This is a genomic window from Desulfosarcina cetonica JCM 12296, assembly GCF_001311845.1.
Taxonomy (GTDB): domain Bacteria; phylum Desulfobacterota; class Desulfobacteria; order Desulfobacterales; family Desulfosarcinaceae; genus Desulfosarcina; species Desulfosarcina cetonica.
In genome coordinates this window covers 1-19,993 of record NZ_BBCC01000115.1, presented here as the reverse complement: position 1 = coordinate 19,993, position 19,993 = coordinate 1, and the positions used below count along the sequence as shown (strand labels likewise).

24 protein-coding genes and 1 pseudogene are annotated in these 19,993 nt (G+C 51.0%); 10 read left to right on the top strand and 15 right to left on the bottom strand.

The features are described from left to right. The 4 genes and pseudogenes from JCM12296_RS21930 to JCM12296_RS21910 form a co-directional block, all read right to left on the bottom strand. The coding region (locus tag JCM12296_RS21930; protein ID WP_054698042.1) for a hypothetical protein at positions 1-198 on the bottom strand (198 nt) is incomplete at its 3' end. A 159-nt stretch (positions 199-357) separates the two neighbouring features. Beyond that, positions 358-1,136, bottom strand: a pseudogene (locus tag JCM12296_RS45330) (TatD family hydrolase). 127 nt (positions 1,137-1,263) lie between these two features. Then, positions 1,264-1,779, bottom strand: coding sequence for a flavodoxin family protein (locus tag JCM12296_RS21915; protein ID WP_054698032.1), 516 nt, complete (start codon positions 1,777-1,779; stop codon positions 1,264-1,266). A 17-nt stretch (positions 1,780-1,796) separates the two neighbouring features. Continuing rightward, positions 1,797-2,435, bottom strand: coding sequence for a Crp/Fnr family transcriptional regulator (locus JCM12296_RS21910; RefSeq protein WP_246804724.1), 639 nt, complete (start codon positions 2,433-2,435; stop codon positions 1,797-1,799). 33 nt (positions 2,436-2,468) lie between these two features. Here JCM12296_RS21910 and JCM12296_RS38735 point away from each other — a divergent pair, with 33 nt between their 5' ends. The 5 genes from JCM12296_RS38735 to JCM12296_RS36840 all read left to right on the top strand — a co-directional run bounded on the left by JCM12296_RS38735 (position 2,469) and on the right by JCM12296_RS36840 (position 7,211). Next, positions 2,469-2,978 (top strand): hypothetical protein, encoded by a 510-nt coding sequence (locus JCM12296_RS38735; protein ID WP_157067812.1) that lies wholly within the window; start codon positions 2,469-2,471, stop codon positions 2,976-2,978. Between the two features lie 5 nt (positions 2,979-2,983). Continuing rightward, a complete protein-coding gene (locus JCM12296_RS38730) occupies positions 2,984-3,265 on the top strand; it encodes a hypothetical protein (RefSeq protein WP_157067811.1) in 282 nt (93 codons plus the stop codon). Positions 3,266-3,529: 264 nt separating this feature from the next. After that, positions 3,530-4,162, top strand: a complete 633-nt coding sequence (locus tag JCM12296_RS38725; RefSeq protein ID WP_157067810.1) for a hypothetical protein — start codon at positions 3,530-3,532, stop codon at positions 4,160-4,162. 70 nt (positions 4,163-4,232) lie between these two features. After that, positions 4,233-4,916, top strand: coding sequence for a hypothetical protein (locus JCM12296_RS21905; protein WP_054698026.1), 684 nt, complete (start codon positions 4,233-4,235; stop codon positions 4,914-4,916). A gap of 213 nt (positions 4,917-5,129) precedes the next feature. Beyond that, positions 5,130-7,211 carry an Hsp70 family protein gene (locus JCM12296_RS36840; protein ID WP_083456395.1) on the top strand — a complete coding sequence of 694 codons (2,082 nt, stop codon included), beginning with the start codon at positions 5,130-5,132 and terminating at the stop codon, positions 7,209-7,211. Positions 7,212-7,363: 152 nt separating this feature from the next. Here the strand turns inward: JCM12296_RS36840 and JCM12296_RS38720 are convergent, their stop codons facing one another. Then, the gene (locus JCM12296_RS38720) at positions 7,364-7,630 is read right to left on the bottom strand and encodes a hypothetical protein (protein ID WP_157067809.1); all 267 of its coding nucleotides are present in this window, start codon (positions 7,628-7,630) and stop codon (positions 7,364-7,366) included. A 240-nt stretch (positions 7,631-7,870) separates the two neighbouring features. On the opposite strand from JCM12296_RS38720, the gene JCM12296_RS21890 reads away from it, so the two are divergent. Both JCM12296_RS21890 and JCM12296_RS21885 read left to right on the top strand, forming a co-directional pair. Further along, a complete protein-coding gene (locus tag JCM12296_RS21890) occupies positions 7,871-8,107 on the top strand; it encodes a type II toxin-antitoxin system Phd/YefM family antitoxin (RefSeq protein WP_213181782.1) in 237 nt (78 codons plus the stop codon). Next, positions 8,108-8,485, top strand: coding sequence for a type II toxin-antitoxin system VapC family toxin (locus JCM12296_RS21885; RefSeq protein ID WP_083456394.1), 378 nt, complete (start codon positions 8,108-8,110; stop codon positions 8,483-8,485). On the opposite strand, the gene JCM12296_RS21880 is transcribed toward JCM12296_RS21885, so the two are convergent. After that, on the bottom strand, positions 8,486-8,719 hold the full coding sequence (locus tag JCM12296_RS21880) for a hypothetical protein (RefSeq protein ID WP_054698016.1): 234 nt from the start codon (positions 8,717-8,719) through the stop codon (positions 8,486-8,488). 58 nt (positions 8,720-8,777) lie between these two features. Between JCM12296_RS21880 and JCM12296_RS21875 the strand changes: the two genes are divergently transcribed. After that, positions 8,778-9,287, top strand: a complete 510-nt coding sequence (locus tag JCM12296_RS21875; RefSeq protein WP_054698013.1) for a hypothetical protein — start codon at positions 8,778-8,780, stop codon at positions 9,285-9,287. Between the two features lie 425 nt (positions 9,288-9,712). Next, positions 9,713-10,171, top strand: coding sequence for a 4Fe-4S double cluster binding domain-containing protein (locus tag JCM12296_RS50700; protein ID WP_218188220.1), 459 nt, complete (start codon positions 9,713-9,715; stop codon positions 10,169-10,171). A 36-nt stretch (positions 10,172-10,207) separates the two neighbouring features. On the opposite strand, the gene JCM12296_RS21870 is transcribed toward JCM12296_RS50700, so the two are convergent. The 8 genes from JCM12296_RS21870 to JCM12296_RS38715 all read right to left on the bottom strand — a co-directional run bounded on the left by JCM12296_RS21870 (position 10,208) and on the right by JCM12296_RS38715 (position 16,511). Further along, the gene (locus JCM12296_RS21870) at positions 10,208-11,014 is read right to left on the bottom strand and encodes an acyl-CoA dehydratase activase (RefSeq protein ID WP_054698010.1); all 807 of its coding nucleotides are present in this window, start codon (positions 11,012-11,014) and stop codon (positions 10,208-10,210) included. A 4-nt stretch (positions 11,015-11,018) separates the two neighbouring features. Continuing rightward, positions 11,019-11,939, bottom strand: coding sequence for an acyl-CoA dehydratase activase (locus JCM12296_RS21865; RefSeq protein WP_213181779.1), 921 nt, complete (start codon positions 11,937-11,939; stop codon positions 11,019-11,021). A 32-nt stretch (positions 11,940-11,971) separates the two neighbouring features. Next, complete coding sequence (locus JCM12296_RS21860) at positions 11,972-13,132, bottom strand: 2-hydroxyacyl-CoA dehydratase subunit D (protein ID WP_054698008.1); 1,161 nt, start codon at positions 13,130-13,132, stop codon at positions 11,972-11,974. 71 nt (positions 13,133-13,203) lie between these two features. After that, entirely contained in the window at positions 13,204-14,562 is a 1,359-nt protein-coding gene (locus JCM12296_RS21855; RefSeq protein WP_054698006.1) for a 2-hydroxyacyl-CoA dehydratase family protein, read from the bottom strand. A 25-nt stretch (positions 14,563-14,587) separates the two neighbouring features. Next, on the bottom strand, positions 14,588-15,259 hold the full coding sequence (locus JCM12296_RS21850; RefSeq protein ID WP_054698001.1) for a methylenetetrahydrofolate reductase C-terminal domain-containing protein: 672 nt from the start codon (positions 15,257-15,259) through the stop codon (positions 14,588-14,590). Positions 15,260-15,348: 89 nt separating this feature from the next. Beyond that, positions 15,349-15,771 (bottom strand): cytochrome c3 family protein, encoded by a 423-nt coding sequence (locus JCM12296_RS21845; protein ID WP_054697998.1) that lies wholly within the window; start codon positions 15,769-15,771, stop codon positions 15,349-15,351. 9 nt (positions 15,772-15,780) lie between these two features. Beyond that, positions 15,781-16,146: a 4Fe-4S dicluster domain-containing protein gene (locus JCM12296_RS21840; protein WP_246804722.1), complete on the bottom strand. Its 366-nt coding sequence runs from the start codon at positions 16,144-16,146 to the stop codon at positions 15,781-15,783. Between the two features lie 20 nt (positions 16,147-16,166). After that, a complete protein-coding gene (locus JCM12296_RS38715; RefSeq protein WP_157067808.1) occupies positions 16,167-16,511 on the bottom strand; it encodes a hypothetical protein in 345 nt (114 codons plus the stop codon). A gap of 72 nt (positions 16,512-16,583) precedes the next feature. On the opposite strand from JCM12296_RS38715, the gene JCM12296_RS38710 reads away from it, so the two are divergent. Further along, the gene (locus JCM12296_RS38710; protein ID WP_157067807.1) at positions 16,584-16,799 is read left to right on the top strand and encodes a hypothetical protein; all 216 of its coding nucleotides are present in this window, start codon (positions 16,584-16,586) and stop codon (positions 16,797-16,799) included. Between the two features lie 60 nt (positions 16,800-16,859). Here JCM12296_RS38710 and JCM12296_RS21830 read toward each other — a convergent pair whose 3' ends face one another. Further along, positions 16,860-19,640 carry a tetratricopeptide repeat protein gene (locus JCM12296_RS21830; RefSeq protein ID WP_054697990.1) on the bottom strand — a complete coding sequence of 927 codons (2,781 nt, stop codon included), beginning with the start codon at positions 19,638-19,640 and terminating at the stop codon, positions 16,860-16,862. Positions 19,641-19,993: the final 353 nt, after the last annotated feature.

Sequence of the window (19,993 nt, the reverse complement as noted above, 5' to 3'; positions counted from 1 at the left end):
ACCCCGGATGCCGGTAAACAGGTCCGTGATCTGGCTCTGCTTGACCTCGCGCATACTTTCGAGCTGGCTGAAGGCCTGCTTGGACAGCGCGCCGCTCGAACTGGTCAGGGATATCATGGCCAGTGCGGCAAAGGGGATTAAGCCGACGGCTAAAAAAGCCCCCATCAGCTTGGGGCCGAGTCTTATTTTCTTCAACATGGGACACCTCCCTGATAGGTGCATAGCAAAAATATTACTGGAAAATTGGCCGCTTGGCAAACGTTCCAGCCCTGGGTGCAGGGTAACCGCGTTTGGATCGATTTCTACTATTCTTCGCGGTCATGGGTGGTGTCTGCGAAACGGTTTTATAGACTGGGGCTAAATGCGGTTAGCTTTGATGGGAAAGGCCCGTAAGACGTTTCGAGCGGTTGCGTCGGATACCTCGGCGACCGGAATTTTCCTGAGCCGGGCCACGGCACGGGCCGTATGGGCGATAAATGCCGGCTCGTTGCGTTTGCCCTGCATGGGTGCCGGGGTAAGGTGGGGGGCATCGGTTTCCAGAAGCATTTGCGCCAAGGGCATTTTCGTGGCCACTTCCCGCAGATCCATGGCCTGGGGATAGGTCACGGTTCCGGGAATGGAGAGGAAGAAGCCCCAGTCCAGATATTTCCGGGCCAGACGCCAATTCCCCGAGAAGCAATGAATGATCCCGCCGCTGAGTCTTGATCGCACTTGGGCAAGGGACGCGTATATATCCGCATGGGCATTGCGGTCGTGAATCACGATGGCAGCCGGACAGCGACGGCGATATCGAGCATCTGCCGGAACAGGGCTTGCTGATCCTGTTTCGGTGAACGCAAGTGGTGGTAGTCCAACCCGATCTCGCCTATGGCGACGACCGCTGGATGACGGGCAAGCTGTTCCGCTTCGGCCAGCCGCGCTTGATCGGCGCCCGCGGCCCAGTGGGGATGGTAACCTGCCGTCGGGAAAACCGATGCATGGGCCTTGGCGATCTGGATGCATTTACGCGTACTGGCCGGCACGACACCGACGGTGATGATTTTTTCCACGCCGGCCTGATGGGCACGCTTCAGCACGGTTGCCAATTGGTTGGTAAAATAGGGTGCGTCCAGATGCGCATGGGAATCAATCAGCATCGTCTCCAAATGCTCCTGTTCCTTAATCACGATCTTCTCGTCGTTTGGCCCTACAACGAGCTTAGGCACCCTATATTTACCACAAACGCATATCGATCTACAACATACGGCCTAAATGGGAAGCATATCAGCCCAAAACTTCTCTTGCACACGCTTTTGCATTCGCCATATCTTCTTCGTTGGGGTGTCCGGTCATCTGTTTGACCATATCCGCCCACTGCGCGTCATTTAAATTAAGCTTCTTTTGAACGGCTTCGTGCAAGGATTCTGTCAGCGCTCCCTGGCAGTCAAAACAGCCCTTGTATTCAATGCCGTTTGCCTCGCTTGCGGCTTTTATGGGTTCCGCAAATTTCTCCATGTCCTGGTTCGGGTAGGCTGGAGCGAAATGAGTGATGAATCCGGCCATTTTTTGGCCTGAACCTGGCTGAATGGTGGTCAAGAATTCTTTGACCGGTACAGCCAGATTGGCTGAGTGGAGGGGGGAACCGATGAAGATGAAATCATATCCGGCAAGATCTCCCGCCCCGACCGCCTCGAGCTTTTTCAAGTCCGCCGCGTTTGCCTGGGATGCTTCTTCCCAGATGGCTTTAGCGATCTTTTCCGTATTCCCGCTCTGGCTAAAATAAACGACCAACACGTTCATGATGCATCCTCCTTCTACTATGCCGTTTTCAACAAAGGTAAGATGAGCCGCCGGCCCTCATGGATAATTTTTCCCGCTTTCTTTAACGCTTTCATGGCACGGGTAATGCTGACCCGGTGGGCTCCGGTTAAAAAACTCAAATCTTCATGCGTCAATGGAAACTGGATAACGGTTCCTTGTGGGCTGACCGTTCCATGTTCCCTGGCAACACTGGTAAGCACACCGTATAGTCGTTCTTCAATATTGGTAACGGCCAGGCTTCCCACCCGCATTGTCAACCAGGTGATTCTTTCGCTGAGGTTTTTGATGATCTGCAATCCGACCTTTGGGTGTTGGAGAACCAATTGCTCAAATTGGCTGCGGCTAAAGCCGCACGTCAAGGTGTCTTCCAGACAGTAGGCGCTGACTGGGTATTGACCTTCCTCCGAAAACATGTTTTCACCGACAAAGTCACCGGCCTTGCGGATATCCAATGTCAATTCCGTACCGTCCTCCAGCACTTTGGTAAGTTTGACGAGCCCACCTTTAATGAGAAACACCTCATCTGTAGGATCGCCCTGCACAAACAACGTTTCGCCTTTGGCAGATCTTTTACGCAGCGCCTCACGACTGAGTGCTTGAATTTCCTCTATTTCGAGATTCTGGAATATCCACAATTGACCAATGCAGGTTGGGGATAATTCGATATCATGACCAGCGAGTTTTTTACACAGACATGTCACTTAGCACCTATCATTGAATTTGAATATTCAATCATTTGTCAATTCATATCGCATAGAAAGCATTTTGTCTGTAGCAACTGTTACAAGGGATATGTAGAGGCTTACGGATGGACTCGGGATCTGGCCGTTGATATATCCTTAAAGTCCGGCAAGAATAAAACGGGAGAAAAAAAGCCGGAACAACGATTAGACATGGCTGGCGCCGCCCTGGCATTTGGCTTTCTCTTGAGCGCAATGCTGTATGCGAATCGGGGTGAGACTTCTGGGATGGTTTTCCGGATGGGGCCTTGTGTCGCTGCTGTGCGCCATTGTGTTGGGATGGCTTTTCATTCATGTGGAACGAAGGGTGGCGCAGCCCATGCTGAACTTCAAAATTTTTTCAAACCGCCGTTTCAGTTTTGCCTGTTTGAGTTCCATGCTGAATTTTATGGGACTTTATACCGGTTCAATTCCGGGGCATCGCTTCCAGCCTGTTAGCCGTCATGCGCAATACCGGCATGGCCTTCGGCATTGCCGTGTCCGGCGCCGTCGTATACAACCTCGCGCCCTTCACCACCCGAGGCCAAGCCGGGCCATTCAGCGGCGCCCAGCTCGACATCTTCATCAACGGTTTGCATTGGAGCTATCTGACCGGCGCTTTGTTTTCTGCACTGTCGGCAACCGCGGTGTTTTTTGCCAAAAGCGACATGCGTTCGTTAGAAGGTAGTCACCGTAGTTACCAAACAAGAAAATCTATGGTGCCACTGAATAACGCTCATCGATAAAGCTGTTTAAAAAATTATCCGCAAATACAATGAACAACCCAAATCAGAATCAAATCAGCTACTTTTTTGCATGTTGCAAGCAACGGATTCAGGGCCGTAAAAACCACAATGTCTTGATTAATCTTTAAAATCTGCTAATGGTTCATCAGCTCTAAGATGGTTCTAAATTTCGTTCAAATTAATGATCCACTCAATGCCAGTTGTTCATCGTATTACGGTGAATAACTAATGTTAAATGGCAGATTATAAATAAGGTTATCGCTAATGAAATTCGGTGATTGGATACCGCAAATATTCTATGACCTGATAGGTCGAATTGTTCCAGGTGGAGCGCTAATATTTGTTGGCATATGGCTATTTTGCACTAATTCCCAGATATCAGATATCGCGAAATATTTGTTTCAAGATCCTGTTGTGCCTTTTTCCTTTTTACTACCGAGCAGCATTCTATTATTTTATCTCATAGGCATATTGTTGGGAGGTATCGGATTTACGATTTCATTAAGGGAATGGAAATCCAAAAAACTTCCATGGTTTCCGATAGAAATGCCAAATACTGAGAAGCCAGGATCAGGCGTGCCATATATGTACGATGCAATTCAATTTTATTGCCCGCAGGCAGGGGCAAGATGCGCAAAACTTCGAGCAGAGGCACATTTGTGCAGAACCCTATTGGTTGGCTTTATTGTCCTATTAGTAGTATGGGCAGTTGCCAATTTTTCTATAATTTGTTCGATGCGTTACTGGTTCAATATTTTGCTACTATTGGCAGGCTGTGCTGCGTCTTATTTTTTTCACCACCATCTAAAAATTCGTTCGCGTTCGCTATTAGTAAACCATTGGCATATGCTTGGACTTAATAAAAACTCAGTTACAAATATTGGCAAAGAAGTCTAACATCGGCTTTCAGAGCGGACTCGGTTCCCTCGCTGCTGAAGCAGGGGTTATGTTTTAAGGATCTGCAATTATGAATCAACCTGACGGTTATATTACAATTTCAACTGGATACCTCATTAAAATATTAATTTTATTTGTTTCAGCTTTAGCTGGTTTTATTTATTTGTTTATTAAACAATATGTTAAGAAAGTAGTTGAGTCTCATTTTGAAAGAAAATTCCTAAAGTTTAAGACTGACCTTGAAGAGAAGACCGAGGTATTAAAAACAAAACTTGGTATTTACGCTTACGAACAAAATGTCAGGGCAACCCGATTTGATGAAAAAAGGGCTACTGCAATTGAAACTATTTATAATTCATTGATTGATGTCCTATCTCAAATTAGCCACGCTGTAGCAATCCCTGAAAAAAATTTGCAGGAAACTGAAGTTGATTTTCAATCATATTATGAGAATCTTCTTCGGGGCCTTCTTGATGCATCTAATCGGTACACAAATGAAATAGCAAGGCATGCAATTTACCTAAATGATGAGTTGCATAGGCAACTTAAAGAAAGTGCAACTTCAATTGAAAAAGCATTGTACCATATAGGTGGAATCACAAAAATTTCCGATCCAGAAAGACCTCCTGTATTAACGCCAAATAGAATAAGATATGATGATATGCGAAACGGTTTTTTTCAAGAGTACAACGAAAAGCTTAAAAAAGTTAAAGCAGAGCTAATAAAAGAATTTAGAGCGGCACTCGGCTCATAGAAAAACATAACTCTTCACTTGTGCCGACCTAAAAATCCGAGCGGCATAGTTCAACTGTTCGGTAATCCCCAGGGTTACCGAACATAATCTGTAACGATAGTTATTGCTGGCAGCAGATTATGGACGGCGACGCTGCCATTATTACCACTTGGCAAATGGTATTCGCGGGCTTTTTTAGACCACTAAATCGATTTTGACATTTTTTCATGAGAAATGAAAATATTCATTAGTTATGCTCGAGGTGATTCCGCTCAAGTTAAAGAATTGGCAAGGTTTCTAAGTGACTCCGGGCACGATGCTTGGATGGACTCTCGTCTACTTCCTGGGCAAGACTGGAAGCAAAATTTATCTAGCCAGATTGTTGCCGCCGATTTGTTTACATCTATTATTAGTAATCGGTCAGTTGCTTCTGAGTGGTGTCGCTGGGAGTTAGGCCAAGCCTTTCTTTTAGGCAAACCGGTGTTACCTATTCTTTTAGATAGTGTAACGATTCCTGATGAAATTAAGCATTTGCATGCTGTTCCTTACAATCTTCGAGACCGAATTATGGGAGGTATAGCAGCAGCGTCTGCCCAAGGAGCGGGACACGAGATTGAAAGAAAGTTTGATTTTCCCTCTTCGCCTCGTGGCCGTCCTTCACGTGTCCTTGGTGAAGATCCTTCCGCTCTCCGTCATTTACATAAGCGCAACATTAATGCCGGACGAACTTGGGATTTAGGCCCTGATGATATTTATAAATTCTCTGGTCGAATCGTAGGGATAGACTTCGGCACAACGAGTTCCTTGTGCGCTGTAGTTGAGAATGAGGTCCCTAAAATTATCCCCAATCGATTTGGCTCACTTTCTACACCCTCTGCCGTTTACATAAAAGACAGAGACACTTTAGTTGTCGGAGGATCTGCAGTCAGTTCAATTCTCCGGGACCCAAAAAATGGTGTGTTAAATGTTAAGCGTATGCTGGGAACCGGTGCTGAACTCCACTCCTACGGAAGGATCTGGTCAGGGGCCGAGCTCGCAGCCGAAGTTATTCGGACGCTGCTTTTTGATGCCTCAACTTTTCTTGGTACAAAAGTTCAAGGCGCTATTGTTAGCGTCCCTGCTTATTTTACTGAACTGCAGCTTGAGGACTTGACAGCAGCATGCCATTTGGCAGGTTTGCTGGCGGTCCGTTTCATACCAGAACCAGGAGCAGCATGCCTCGCCGCTGAATTTTTACAAAAGGATGAACGCGGCGCGAAAATAATAACGGCTGTTGTTGATTTGGGTGGCGGGACATTCGATGTATGTATTTTAGATCTTGGCGAAGGATTGTTTGAGGTCAAGGCAATAGGGGGTGAGAACGAGCTTGGTGGCATTGACTATGATGAGGTGCTGGTCGAATACTGCATCAACGCATTTCTTGACCAAACAGGTGTAAATCTGTCCATGCATTTTGGAGCAAGAATGCGAATCCGTGATGCCGCTGAAAAAGCCAAGATCGAGTTGACTTTTTCAAATACGGCTCAGATTTTCGTCCCTTACATTTATGCGGATGCCTCTGGTGCCATGGACCTTATTGTTACTATATCCCGTGAACAATTTGTTGAACTTACGCGCCCCCTGACATCTAAAGTTTTAAAGTGTTGTGAAAACACGATAGCCGCATGGCGCGAGAGTTCGATAGTCGATCGTTTGGCGCATATTGATCATCTCCTGTTTGTAGGACTACCAACACGTACTCCTGCAATCCAAGAATTACTTACCTCTTTGTTCGGCTGCAAACCTGTTCGGAAAGTTAACCCTGAAACGTGTGTAGCTGAGGGAGCAGCATATCAGGGCGGCATCATTGAAGGACGCATCAAAGGCAGCCTGTTTTTAGATGTGGTAGCTCACGATTTATCAATCGAGACAATTGGTGGTATCGCCACTCGAATAGTGACGGAAAATACTCACGTTCCCACAAGAAAAAGCCAGATCTTTATACCCGAACGGGAAGGGCAAACGCACGTTAAGGTCAACGTCCTGCAAGGAAGCCGAGAAAAGGCAAAAGAAAATTTACTATTAAGCAGTATTGTCGTCGAAATTGGGGATGAACCGCATCCTCAAATTGAGATAACCTTCGATCTCAATGCTGGGAAAACATTGACAATCTCAATTGGCCAGATAGGCAAGCCTGCTCAGCGGACCATAACTTTTGGCGGTCCCGTGTTTGAGAGATTTCCAAAAGGTGTCCAAGGTGGCTTGCTCCGTTTACCAAATCCATCCAATAGTGATGTCGAATCCAGCGGTAATGATCAACAAGGCATTGCGAAGTAAAGTATCTGGTAAGTATCTGGGGCCTAAGTATCTGAGTATCTGAAAAGTATCTGGGTCACCCATTAAAGTGCGGGTCAGACCAAGATAATCCCATTAACATAAAATGAAAAAGCGTGGATAAATGATTAAGAATCATGCGTAGCCCCTCAGTTTCAAGGGCAAAAACCGTATTCTAAGAAAATTGCGTCATGGCGCGCGCCAATCGACATTTCATCCAGGGACAGATCTGGCATTTGAGCCACCGGTGCCATAAACGGGAATTTCTGCTCAAATTTTCCAGAGAATGGGAAGACCGGTATCATGCCACAGCGATTGAGTCCGGTGACCACTTGTGGAGATGCATTGTTTATGTCGATTTGAATATGGTCAGAGCCGGCGTCGTGTCCCACCCTTCGGAATGGAAATGGGGTGGCTTTCATGAGATCCAGAGTCCCAAAAACCGGTACAGACTGATTGATCATGACATGTTGAAGGGGTTTCTCAACATAGAGGACCAAGATGAAATGGTAAAAGCGACGGCAAAAAGCCGCGCCTTATGCCCGCCGTTCACCTCAATAGATACAGGTTGCTTTTTTGAAGTTGATTCACAGATCGTACGTTGACATAGGATGTGTTGTAGTTTACATTAAACAGTGTAAACTTAAAGGGCTGGAGGTCAAATGATGAAAGCAACGGCTAAGGATCTCAGGTTTAATTCAAAGGAGCTACTTGATACGGTCAATCGGGGCGAGGAAGTTATAATAACCTTTCGTGGCAAACCCTGTGCAAAACTTATCCCCTACAACGGGAAAAATAAAGAAACTGTAAAAAACCAACTGTTTGGAATCTGGAAAGATAACGATATGGTCCAAGACGTAGATCAATATATATGTGGACTAAGGAAGGGTAGATTCTAAGTGATTATCGATACAGACGTCCTTATTTGGTATATGAAAGGAAATGAAAGAGCATATAAAGCAGTTGAAAATTCAGCAAATTTTGACATTTCTGTTATTACATATATGGAATTGGTTCAAGGCATGAGAAATAAAAATGAGCTTAATAATCTTCGAAGGGCTCTTCGTGGCTGGAACACAAAGATTCTTTATATTTCTGAAGAGATATCTGTAAAAGCGATGTTTTTTGTCGAGCAGCATTATTTGAGTCATTCCATGCAATTGGCAGATGCTTTGATAGGAGCTACGGCAATTTCACATGGGCTTCCTATTTTAACCGGTAATGATAAACACTATAAAATATTAAAAGACGTCCAAATCAAAAAGTTCCGTCCATAATCACCTTGCGCTGTGGCGAATCGGGTAGCCGGGGTTTTTCTCCCAGCCCCGGAGATACTGCGCCAACTTCTCGAGTCGATAATCCATGAATACAAACCAGCTCCTGCCGGCCAATTTCCGCAGCCGATATTTGGACGTCTTGAATGCTTTATCCGACCAACGGATTTTCTTACCGTTGAAGGTGAAGTCGAGGAACGTGGCCTGGTCGGTCGGAGCGATCTGGCTTTTGGTCATGTTCACCTTGAGTTTTAGGCGTCCGCATCAACATTCCAAAGTCTAAGGAGAAAAGCCAATGCCACTGATTATATTTGATGACGTCTATTTTGGGTCTGAGAATGCTGCCGGCAGGACTTGCACCCGCGTGATCTGGGATAACGAGGACGGCTCCACTGAGTACGATAATCTAAAGATATACCGCTTCGGCGACAGGGGGAAGTCGTACGATTGGACATCGCCTGAGCGCCAGAAGACGAATGGAAACTTCGCGCGACCTAGCGATTTCCGCTTGAATCAGATGGCCCTCAGTCAGGTTCGTTTCGGTAGGGGTGGCATAGATACCGGCCCTTTTGTTTCTGTCGCTACGAGCCACGAGGCATTACACAGCAGCCACGACCCGTGGGTACAAAAGATCCTTCAGTCTGCACCCGACCTAGGTGTTTTGGTTGTGCCATTTGCCACTCTAATGCGCCCAAGTATTAATTCAGAAGCGACGAAAAAGGAAACTGAGTGGCTCTATTTCGACGGAGGAGCGCCCCTAACCGACTATCTACAATCTTGGTTACCAAATCCTTACAAGGACTAAGAACCACGAACCATGACAAACTGCGGAGAAGGTCGACAATGCCTAACAAAGCAAATCCACCCGGACGCAAGAAAGCGCCGCTTCGCTCCGCATCCTTACGCCGGTGATTGGCGGCGTTAACTTCTAATAACATTTGTGGGTGTTACAATTAATGAAATCCTTGATTGATAAAACAGAATTTTTTGAAAATTTGGAGAACTGGGGGGCAAGTATCGTTCGCGTGGCGGATACCGCCAGACTATCAGGAATTGATACAGAACCAAGTGACCTCTTAAGCGACTTTCACAGGGCAGTAAGTATAGCCGTCTGTCTTTCTGATCCAATAATGAACATGATTGACAAACAGCCGACGCCTCTATATTCATCCCATTACTGTCGAGTAAATGCACTGCTTGACGATCTTGCCATAAGAGCAACAAATTTTTTTGCAGTCGAATTCCGCTCAAGCAGTTCCCATTCCTGCGAGCCAAACACTCGATTCAGAAAAATGTACATCATATATATCACACAAGGCCGTTGCATTAGCCGCGGGGATCGGTTGGCAAGGTAAAAGCCTTTTGATTGTCAATCCGGATTTTGGTCCGAGAATTAGGCTGACAACAGTTCTTACCGACGCTGATATCGCGCCGGACTCACCGATTAAGAATAGATGCGGAAAATGTCAGCAATGCAAAGACCATTGTCCAGCTGGAGCAATCCTTGGAGCGAATACCGATAGCCATTATTCCAGCCGGTCAGATGCCATAGACCTTAAAAAATGCGTTCATCAAGTGCGTGACGTATTTGGTAAGCTCCCGAATATTACACCAGGAATCTGTGGTATTTGCATTAAAGTTTGCCCATGGGGTAATAAAACAGAGAAGATTGAACCATGCAAACCGTGATTCTTGATGTACGAAAGCCTGCCGATTCAACCCCAATTACTGTAAAGAAGCCATCGCATCCTCGGCAACAGCCGCTTTATCGCGTTCCGCCGCAATCAACGCCGCGCCGATGGCGCTGGCCAGCATGAAGTCTTCGGGTACGTGCAGCCTGAGCCCCACCTCGCTTTCGATGGTCCGCGTCAGGCCGCTGTCCATCGCGCCGCCTCCGGTCATGGCGCAATCGCCGCTGATTTTTAATCGTTTGACCATGCCGGCAATTTTGGCGGTTAAAGTGTGATGCAATCCCCCGATGATATCCGGGACCGGGATGCCTTCCGCCACACGGGAAATGGCCTCGGTTTCCAAAAACACAGCACAATTGGTGGTAAACTTTGCCGGCCGGCCGGCCTGTTCCGATAGGGGACCGAATTCTTCCAGGCCGATACCGAGAACGTTGGCGATGACCTGCAGAATCCGACCGCTGCCGGCCGCGCATTTTTCCGAGGCCATGCTGTCGGTGACCTTGCCGTCTGCATTGATTCTGACGACACGGCTGTATTGATTGCCCACCTCAATGATGCTGCGGATATCGGGCAAGATAAAATGCACCCCCCGGCTCAGACAGGACAACTCGGCGATTTTCATAAACGGACGATCGATGAACGTGGCACCCAGCCCGCAGGCCCCCATGACATCGATATCCAGCGGATCGATGCGCATCGTCCGAATATCTCGCCAAAGCCCGGCGACCGCCTTTCGGAAGTTTCCTCCCGTTGGCCTGAGCGTCATGGAGACGACGGCATTTTCTTCCATTACGACGGCCCTGGAAAAGACCGATCCGATATCCAAACCGGCGATGACCATAATCTCATCCCATGTGTGAGTGTTGGCTGTTTGTCGGCTGCATCGCCGCCTGCGTTGCGGAATCGCTGAAAAACGTGGCGGCATCCCATCGACGATGTTTCTTCAATGCGGCCAACCCAGGCCCGCCGACCCGAGCCGCCTTCTCACCGGCAATCAAGGCGGCGCCCAGTGCACCGGTGATCAACGGCTCGGGTGGAATAAAAACCGGTAATTGGAGACGCTCTTGAAGACTGTGGCAAAGCCCGCTGTTTTTCGCTCCGCCACCGGTGATGGCAACGGTTTCCTCGATTTTGATTTTTCTCACCATGCCGTAGATACGGCTGGCGTTGGCCCTGTGGATGCCGGCGGCGACATCCGCGATGGGGACCCCTTCGGAAAGACGCGAGAGGGCTTCCTGCTCGGCGAAAACCGTACACAGGTTGCTGATTTCGGCAGGATTTTTCGACGTCAGGGAGAGCGGACCGATCTCTTCCAGGTCAATGCCGAGGACCTTGGCAATGATTTCGAAGAAGCGCCCGGTGCCGGCCGCGCATTTATCGTTCATGATAAAATCGTCCAGGCGCCCATCCTTGACCTTGATGCCCTTGCAGTCCTGACCCCCGATATCGATGATGGTCCGCACATCGGGGTCGAGCCAGCTTACCCCGCGCATGTGACAGGTGATTTCGGTGATTTGGGCATCGGCAAAGGGAACATTGATCCGGCCATATCCCGTGGCCACGATATAGTCGAGATCGGAGGTCGCCAGCCCGGCCTGCGTCAACGCATCTTCCATCACCCGATGGGCCCGCCGCCGGTGTTGGGCGCCGGTTCGCTGAACAACCGAGGCCAGGACTTCATTTCGATTGGCAATCACGATCTTGGTGATGGTCGAACCGATATCGATGCCGGCACAAAACATGGTCTGTTCCTCGTCAGCGTCCATCCAGAAATTGGAGATTTCCGAATGGGCACTCGTTAATACCCGTCGATGGACTCGGCAAAAGCCTCAAATCGGGTTCGCAGGGGCTCCAAGGCGGCGGTTGAGTAATCCTGCTCGATGACCAGCACGGGAAGTCCGATGGCGTTGAGATAGTCCTTGATCACGGGAACTTCATAGCCGTGAATATCGCAGTTGCGGATAATATTGGCGAACACCCCGTCCACGTTCCAGTGTTTGGCGAATTCTTTGAGATAATTGAACCGCGCATCGGAATCCGCTTGATACGAGGGGCCGGTCTCCCTGAAGGTTCGCGGGCACAGGACCTCATTGAGGTAATGGTCGCTGATGCCGTCCAGGGGGTCGGCGGTCATTTCAATATCGTGCCAAAAGGGCCGTGTTCCGATGGCCGTATCTTCCACGACGATATTAAAGCCCGATGATTCAATCAGCTCGGTGAAGGCCGCGTGATCGATCAACGAGCCCCAAATGAGCAAACGGTGCTTGGGGGCATGGGGATTGGCGCGAGTCGTCACCTCGTTGATCACCGCTTGCAGAAGATCATTGCCTTCGGTGACCGGAATGCTCATCACGGCGATCAGCACCTGAAGCATCTCCGTACCGGAGACCAGGGGCGGATTCGGTTTGCGGAGGCCATAGAGCTCGCGGACCAGTGCCCGTTGCCGATTGTGCAGGGCAATCGCTTGCCTCAGGTCATCGGGGTGAATTTGGGTTCCGCAGAACGTTTCCAGGGTTTTCTGAAACAGGGCGATCTGCTCCTTGAAGAAGGTCAACGCCGGACCATGGGCGGTATGGGGGACATCCAGCTGGAAGTTGCACGGCGAGTGGATATAGTTCTGCCAAATGAAGGAGGTTCGCTCCGCGCCGTCGCAGGCATGGGCGCCGACAAACCCGTCGAAGTAATTGTACTGGGCCTTCATGCCGAGATCAAAGGCGCTTCGGCAGAAGATGCACATCACCGGCGGCAGGTAATCATCGGCCTCGGTGACCGGCTCGTCCATGTTGCCCAGCACCCGAATCGGCGTGATATCCAGGGCGGTCAAGAGTTCGATGGGCGGATAGCAGCAAAAATAGCCGAATATCTTCTTCCCCTCTTCCTTGAGTTGTCTGGCCCGCAGTCCGCGATGACGATAAATTTCCGCCGCGCGCCGAAGGCCCGTGTTGTTTTGTTCTTCCATGGATCGTCGATCCTCCTTTGAGTTATCGATACCGCGTCCCGATTAATTATTTTTAAGCTTCAAACCGGTGTTTACCAGGCCATCCCCGCCTTTCGCCTCAGCTCCCGATAGTGATCCATGGTTTCGGTAAAGGCTTCCACCTTTGAATAGGCTTCTTCCAAATTAAAAACGCGCAGGTCGATGATGTCTCCATTAACGACCACGCCGGGAACCAGCCGTTTCTCCTCGAGACGCTGCAGGGTTTGCATCAACGTGTAGGTCGCCGGCCGGCAAGACATCAGCGGGTGGGCCATGAACCCGTCTGTTCGATAAATCTCCGCATATTCAAGAAAGGGGGCGCTAAAATAGGATGGTGCGACGGCATACTTCAGGGCGGCCGGGTTGTATTCGGTATATTTGTGGTAGCACAGGCGGGCAATCCGCTCCAACGGGTCGGTCACGCCATCGATCTCCTCCTCCGGCAGAGGTGTCGGGGCATGGTAGTTCCAGCTCTCCATCACCATGGCGATCCCGTAGCGCTCGGCGATGTCATCGAAAAAACCGATCGAATGCCAGGGCGGCAGTTCACCGAACATCATGCGGTATTTTTCATTGGGGATGGCGCCGATGCCGTTATCGACCTTGTGCTTTACTTCCGCATACACCCGTTGGTAGAATTCATAGGCTTCCGGGTCGTCGGGCAGGTAGAAATGCGGGATCATGATCGACCAGAAATCCTGGGATACCATGGGTGACGGCACGTTGCGGCGCAGCAAATCGACCTCATGGGCCAGACCCAGGGTCTTGAAGGCCTGATCCACCATGGCCTCCAGTTTGGCATCGTCCATTTTGCACTTTAACAAATCCTCGAGGAAGCGGATCAGCAACTTCAATTCCTTGACAATAAACTTCAGGTTGTTGGCCTTGTTCTCGGGCAGGAAGAACTCCCGGGCACCGGTCTGGGGAAGTTCCAACATCCACACCGGCACGCCGTCAAGATAGCGCCCCAGGGATTGGAACCACTTGTAGCGGGCATCGCAGGCCGCGCCCGAGGCCAGCATCATGATCGGCTTGGCCAGTCCGCCCCCCGGCGCATCGGCGGGGATGACAAAGTCGTTCTCCTTCAAGGTTTTGGCGAAACCGATGTTGTTGCGGGCATATCCGCACAAGGTGTTGGGAAAACCCTCGCCGTCGGAAATTTCCAGAAAGGGTTCGGCCCGCCGGATCGAGGCGCAGAAGGCACCCCAATTTTCGGGATAGACCAGGTTCACGCCCATGGCTTTGGCAATGATATCCCCCTCCCACCAATTGGCCATGGACCAACCGATGGGTTTGCCTTCATCCTGGGCCCGAATGGCGCTCTCCAGCATCTTTTTCCCGAAATACCCCGCCTCGCGCGCCGTCTCCAATGTTTTGTTGGACTTTTTGGTTTTGATCTTGTTTTTGGTCACGGTTCTGTTCCCTCCTTAAAAGAGATCATTTCTTATATCGGTGGGCATAGGCCGGCTGGACGGTGGTTCGCTGAATCTGGTTTTGCCAGAGCATGGGCGGCCGAACCTTGTAAATGTGATGGAGGCGATCTTGCGCCTTCAAACGGTTGTATATATCAACCCAGGCACAAGGGGTTTCCCGGTTGACCTCGCATTTGCCCTGGTAGGTCCCGCCACAGGGCCCGTTGAACAGGCTCTTGGCACATCGGGTGACCGGACAAACGCCGCCCGTGTAGCCGAGCACACATTCACCGCAGGCTCTGCACTTCTCCTCATACACCCCGATTTCCCGGTCAATGCCGATGGATACCGTATTGACACCGGGAAAAACCGGCAGTTCCGGGAATCGTTCGGCAAGCAGTTGCACGCCGGCGCCACAGGCCATGGAAAGCAAGCAATCGTAGCCGGCCACGCGATCATCCAGTCCCTCAAAATATCTCGCATTACACTGCCGTTCCACCGTATAGTTGTCCATGCGGCTGGAAAGATTCTCAAGCTTGAACCGATGGTTGATTTCCCGGTTCAAGGCTTGCACCTCTTTTTGACCGCCGGCCAGGCATACGGAAACGCAACCTCCACAACCCAGATTCAAGATGCTCCGGTACTCTCTTACCGCCTCAAAAATCTCATCTTGTGGTTTAGGGGAGGCTTTGATCATAACCCATTCTCCTCTTCGGCATACTTTATAGGCATGCTTCCCGATAACGAAAACGCCCATGGTATGCGCTTTAGCGATAACCGCATAAGTTATTTGATGTGACACTCACCGCAAAGTTCGGGTCCGGTATCCTCGCCATTGATGCGCGCCTGGCGATGACACCCCATGCATTGGACGTGGTAGGCGCGTTCTAAATCAGGTGTTGAATCAGAATCATGACAAGACGTACAGCGCACGGCGGGGTTGCCCGCTTCCAAATCTTCCTCATCGAGAACATTCTCTTGGTTGTCATAATCATGGTGACAATCGAGACAGTCAAACATGTCCATGTGAAGTTCATGGGAAAAGCGCACGACCGGGCGCTGACCACGGCCATAGGCGTTGGCGTTGTCGAGTACGATTTCCGCTTCCTGCCCATGGCTGACGGAAAACCCGCCAAGGACAGTCAGCACAAGGAGGGTCAGCGCAAGGGCGGTGATAGCGGATCGCGGCTGTTTATTCAGGACTGCCATGAAGCCCCCCTATTTCTCATCATAACGGCGGTAGATGTTCTGGGTTCGGCAGATTTTCCGGCCAAGGGTGATCATGGCGGGGATATCGATACCGAACGGACAGTAGCAACGCGTGCACAACACACATCGATTCCAGACGATGTCGCCGATCGTCTCCAGATCCTGGTGGCTGATCCGTCTTTTTTTGCGATAAAGCGTGCCAATGGAATGAATAACCTTATACGATGGCATGTACCTGGGATCACGATCCTTGACCGTGTATAGGAAGCAACTCTCGGCGCACAAGCTGCAGTGGGCACAGACCTTCAGCCATAGCTTCATTTTCGGTTTTTCGGCATTTAAAAGGGCCACGATCTCCGATGTATTGACTTTCATATCTCCGTTTCCCGCCATGGCTACCAGACCCGTTCTCCCCGACCCAGCGTATGCTCATGGATCACCATGAATCGATTGAAGAAGAAAAATGTCATGTGCGTCATTTTCGTGAAGGGAATGGCCATGAGCATCAATTCTCCCGAGAGCATATGGATCGTGATGGTGGATTGGTAATCAAAAATCTGATGATAGGCCAGATAGCCGCTTAGAAACGAAACGCCAACCAGGGCCAGGACCAGATAGTCAGCCAGGGAACTGATGGCCCGCATGCGGGCAAGGACCACGCGTCTGATAAAAAAATAGCTGCAGCACAAAAGAACGACAAGGGTCAGGCCATCCGATAGGCGTTCGGGAAATGAAGGCAAGCGATGACCGAGGGAAAGCGCGATCAATTCGTTGTGACCAAGGACAAATAGGGGCAAAAGGATGAGGCAGACATGAAATACCGTGCTGACGGTCATGGTCAATGGATAGGTGACAAAAACAGTTTTTCTAAAGTAATGCGCCATATCGCTTATGCGTTGATGAAGCGACAGCTTGCCGACCCGATTTTCTCGATCCGGATCAAACACCGCAAAAGAACGGGCGGTTTTCCGGCTAAGCCAGAAGAACTGAAGAATTTGAGTGGCCGTTCCCAGGACAAACACGATTAGGGCAATCCAAACCATCGGGCCACGAATATGGGCAACCATCTGTCGCTCCTATGCCATGGGTTAGATTTGACCGCTCGCCATCGATCCCCGCATGCGCATCAACGAGAGCTCGGCCTGTCGTTCGATTTCCGCCAGGCGCTGGTCGATTTGCTTTGCTTCCTGATCCGCGTTGATCTTTTGGTACAGCTCCCGGGCTTCCTTGAGGCAGTCGTAGGCCGCGCTGTAGTGTTGCCGCGCTTCATGAACATAACTCAGGTTGGTCAATACGCCGGCCAGCCCGACGGGATGCTGCATTTGCCGCAACAATGCCAGGGCTTCGTCGAGTTCTTCGGCTGCCAGATCAAACTTTTGGGTCTGAAAATGAAGCGTTCCCAGGTTGGCCAGCACGTTGGCCACCCCCTCCTGGTCCGTCTTTTCCCGGAAAATTGCCAGCGCCTGCCGGTAATGCGCCTCGGCTTGATCGTACCCCTGCTGGTCGAAGTGCAGCAGCCCGATTTGAAAAGCGGCATTGGCGACGCCCAGGGCATTGTCGATCTTCTCATACAGGGCGACGGCATCCGCCAAAAGGGGCAATGCGGCGGTCGCATCGCCGCGGGCATGGCAAAGCTGGGCCGATAACAGCAAACACATGGCTTGCTTTTCCGTATGGCCCAGTTCCGCATAGATCCCTTCGGCCTGCCGAAAGTGGTCATCCGCGGCATCCCATTCCTTCAGCACGGCATTTACCTGTCCCAGTTCCATGGCGGTATCGCCCTCGCCCAAACGGTAATTCAGGTCGTGGTATTGCTGCATGGCGTCCTGATAATGGGCCTTGGCGGCCTTGAGGTCGTTCTGTCCGCGCCGCACATGGCCCAAACGGACCGTCTGAATCACCGCGTTGATCGGGTCGCCGAGATTTTCGTATATTTTCCTGGCCTGCTCGAAGTAATCAATGGCGCGATCGAATTCTCCCTGATCGCCTTTGACCAGTCCCAGATTCGAGTATTGCGCGGCTTCCCCACTGGCATTGCCCTGGGATTGGTAACGCTTCAGCGCGGTTTCGAAAAACCGTCGGGCCTTTTCGGGTTCACGCTGGGCGTACATGGTGTGGCCCAGGTTGGCATAGCGTTGGGCGGCCATCATGGGGTTGCCCGCCGCCTCGTCATGGGTGGCGGCCTGCTCATAGGCCTGGATCGCCTGGTCGTAGTCCCGGGTCGCAAAATAGGTGTGGCCCAGGTACCCCCACTCTCCGGCCATGCGGTTTTCATCGTCCAGTTCGGTGTAGGTGGCCAAGGCTTGCCGGTGACAGGTCTCGGCCTTTTCAAAGTCACCGCGGGCATAGGCCACATGTCCCAGGTGGGAGAGTTGGGCAGCCACGCCACGGCGACCGGCATCCGTGTTCAGGGCAAAATGGCGATAGCATTCCAGCGACTCTTGATACATCGCTTCAGCCGCCTGCAACTGCCGGTTGGAAAAATGCAAGTAGCCGTACTGGGACAAAATGTCGGCGATCAAGGCAGGATCTTCCAATTCTCGCGCCAGCCGCAAGGCCTCGTCAAAAGCCTTTTGCGCCAGGTCGATATCACGCAAGCCAAAGGCGGCCCGGCCTTTGAGTTCAAAGGCCAACTGCAGGTCGACGCGACGGCCGTTTTCTTCCAGCCGGGGGATCGCCTTTTCAAGGGTCTCCAACGCATCGCGGTTGCGTCCCAAATGCTCTTGAACGTCCGCCAGGGCCAGGTACAGCCGGCCGCCCATCGCATCATCCTTCGAATCGAGATCCGCCAGCGCACGCTGCAATTCGACTTCACTGATTTCGCCGGCACCCAGATCGAGCTTGCGGCGATACGTGCGCAATGCTTCTTCGGCAATGGTATTTGCCGCGTTGAGACGACAAAGGGTCAGGGAATGGTTCAGGGCAGCGCGGGAACCGGGCATGCGATTGAGTTGCTCCTGGAAACGGGCCAGGGCGTTTTGGTCGACGTCGGCCATGTCTCCGGCCAGTGCCTGGCGAAGGGCCGTCTCACGTGGGAAAAAAAGACGCGGATACGCCAGGCTCAGCCGTGTCGGATCATCGGATGCCAGCATCGGCGCAAGCGTTTCATCGGACCGTGCCGCTTCGATCGCGGCCTCGTCAATGCCGGTCAAAGCGGCCAGATCAGGGATGCCGACGGGATGGGCCAGGTGGACCAAGGTTCGCATGAGGCGACCGTTGACGCCTTCGTCATGATAGCAGTGGTAGTAGTGCTCCATCATGGACTGGGCATCATCGGCCCCCACCCCATTCACGGTGATGCGATTCGATGGACAAAAGTCGTGTTGCCCGGCCAACAGGTCGCCTTTGCATTGACCGATCGTCATCTTGGTTTTGCCTGGCAGAAGTTGCAGGATCGATTTGAAGAAGTCGACCAAGGCCGCGTCGTTGGCGATGGTCAGGGGCATGAAATTCAGCAGCAGGGTTTGCCCGGAATTGAGATTCTCGGCGATAAACCGGACCGCTTCCAGGAAACGAACCTCGAGCGGGCGGGAATCCTTTGTTTTGAGGAGTTCCAGTTGGCGTTGCAGTTCGGGACGGTCTTGCAAAAGCTCGGTCCATGTCCGGAGTGAGCGGCAGGCCCGACCGGATACGCTGTCGTCCAGCCAACGATAGAGAAAGTGGCGCGAATGCTCCCTGGGCCAGATGACGTATTGGAGGACCAGAACGTCCCCCTTTTCCACGGCCGCATCGACCCAGGAGCGGGTGAATTCGGTCAGCCCGATCTCTTCCGCCGCGATGATCATGTAGATCTTTTCCGTTTCCGAACCGAGAAAATTGAGCAATTGCTTCTGTTGATCGTGTGATTGGGCGTTGATGGGTGATTGCATGGGCACCTCTGCAGGCAAGTATCAGATGTTACGCATCTCTTGCGAAAAGGGTTCATTGCCCGTGTTTCCTCGCCTGGCAGGCCAGGAAAACCGGAGGCCATAGACGTGATTAACATTCATTAATTAAAATTCTACTTACTTTCTTACATCAATTATATATCAATGCAACGGCAAAACAAGCATGCCGGCAGCAATTGGTTAGTTCTAACCAATTGGGCAGCCCAGAAGAGCAACAGCCCCTTGCCGGGATCCGGCAAGGGGCTGTTTGTTCGTCAGAAACTTTTTAGAAACGATCGGGCAAAGGCGTTTATCCGCGCCATTCGGTATCGTCGACGGTGGTCTTGAAATCCGCC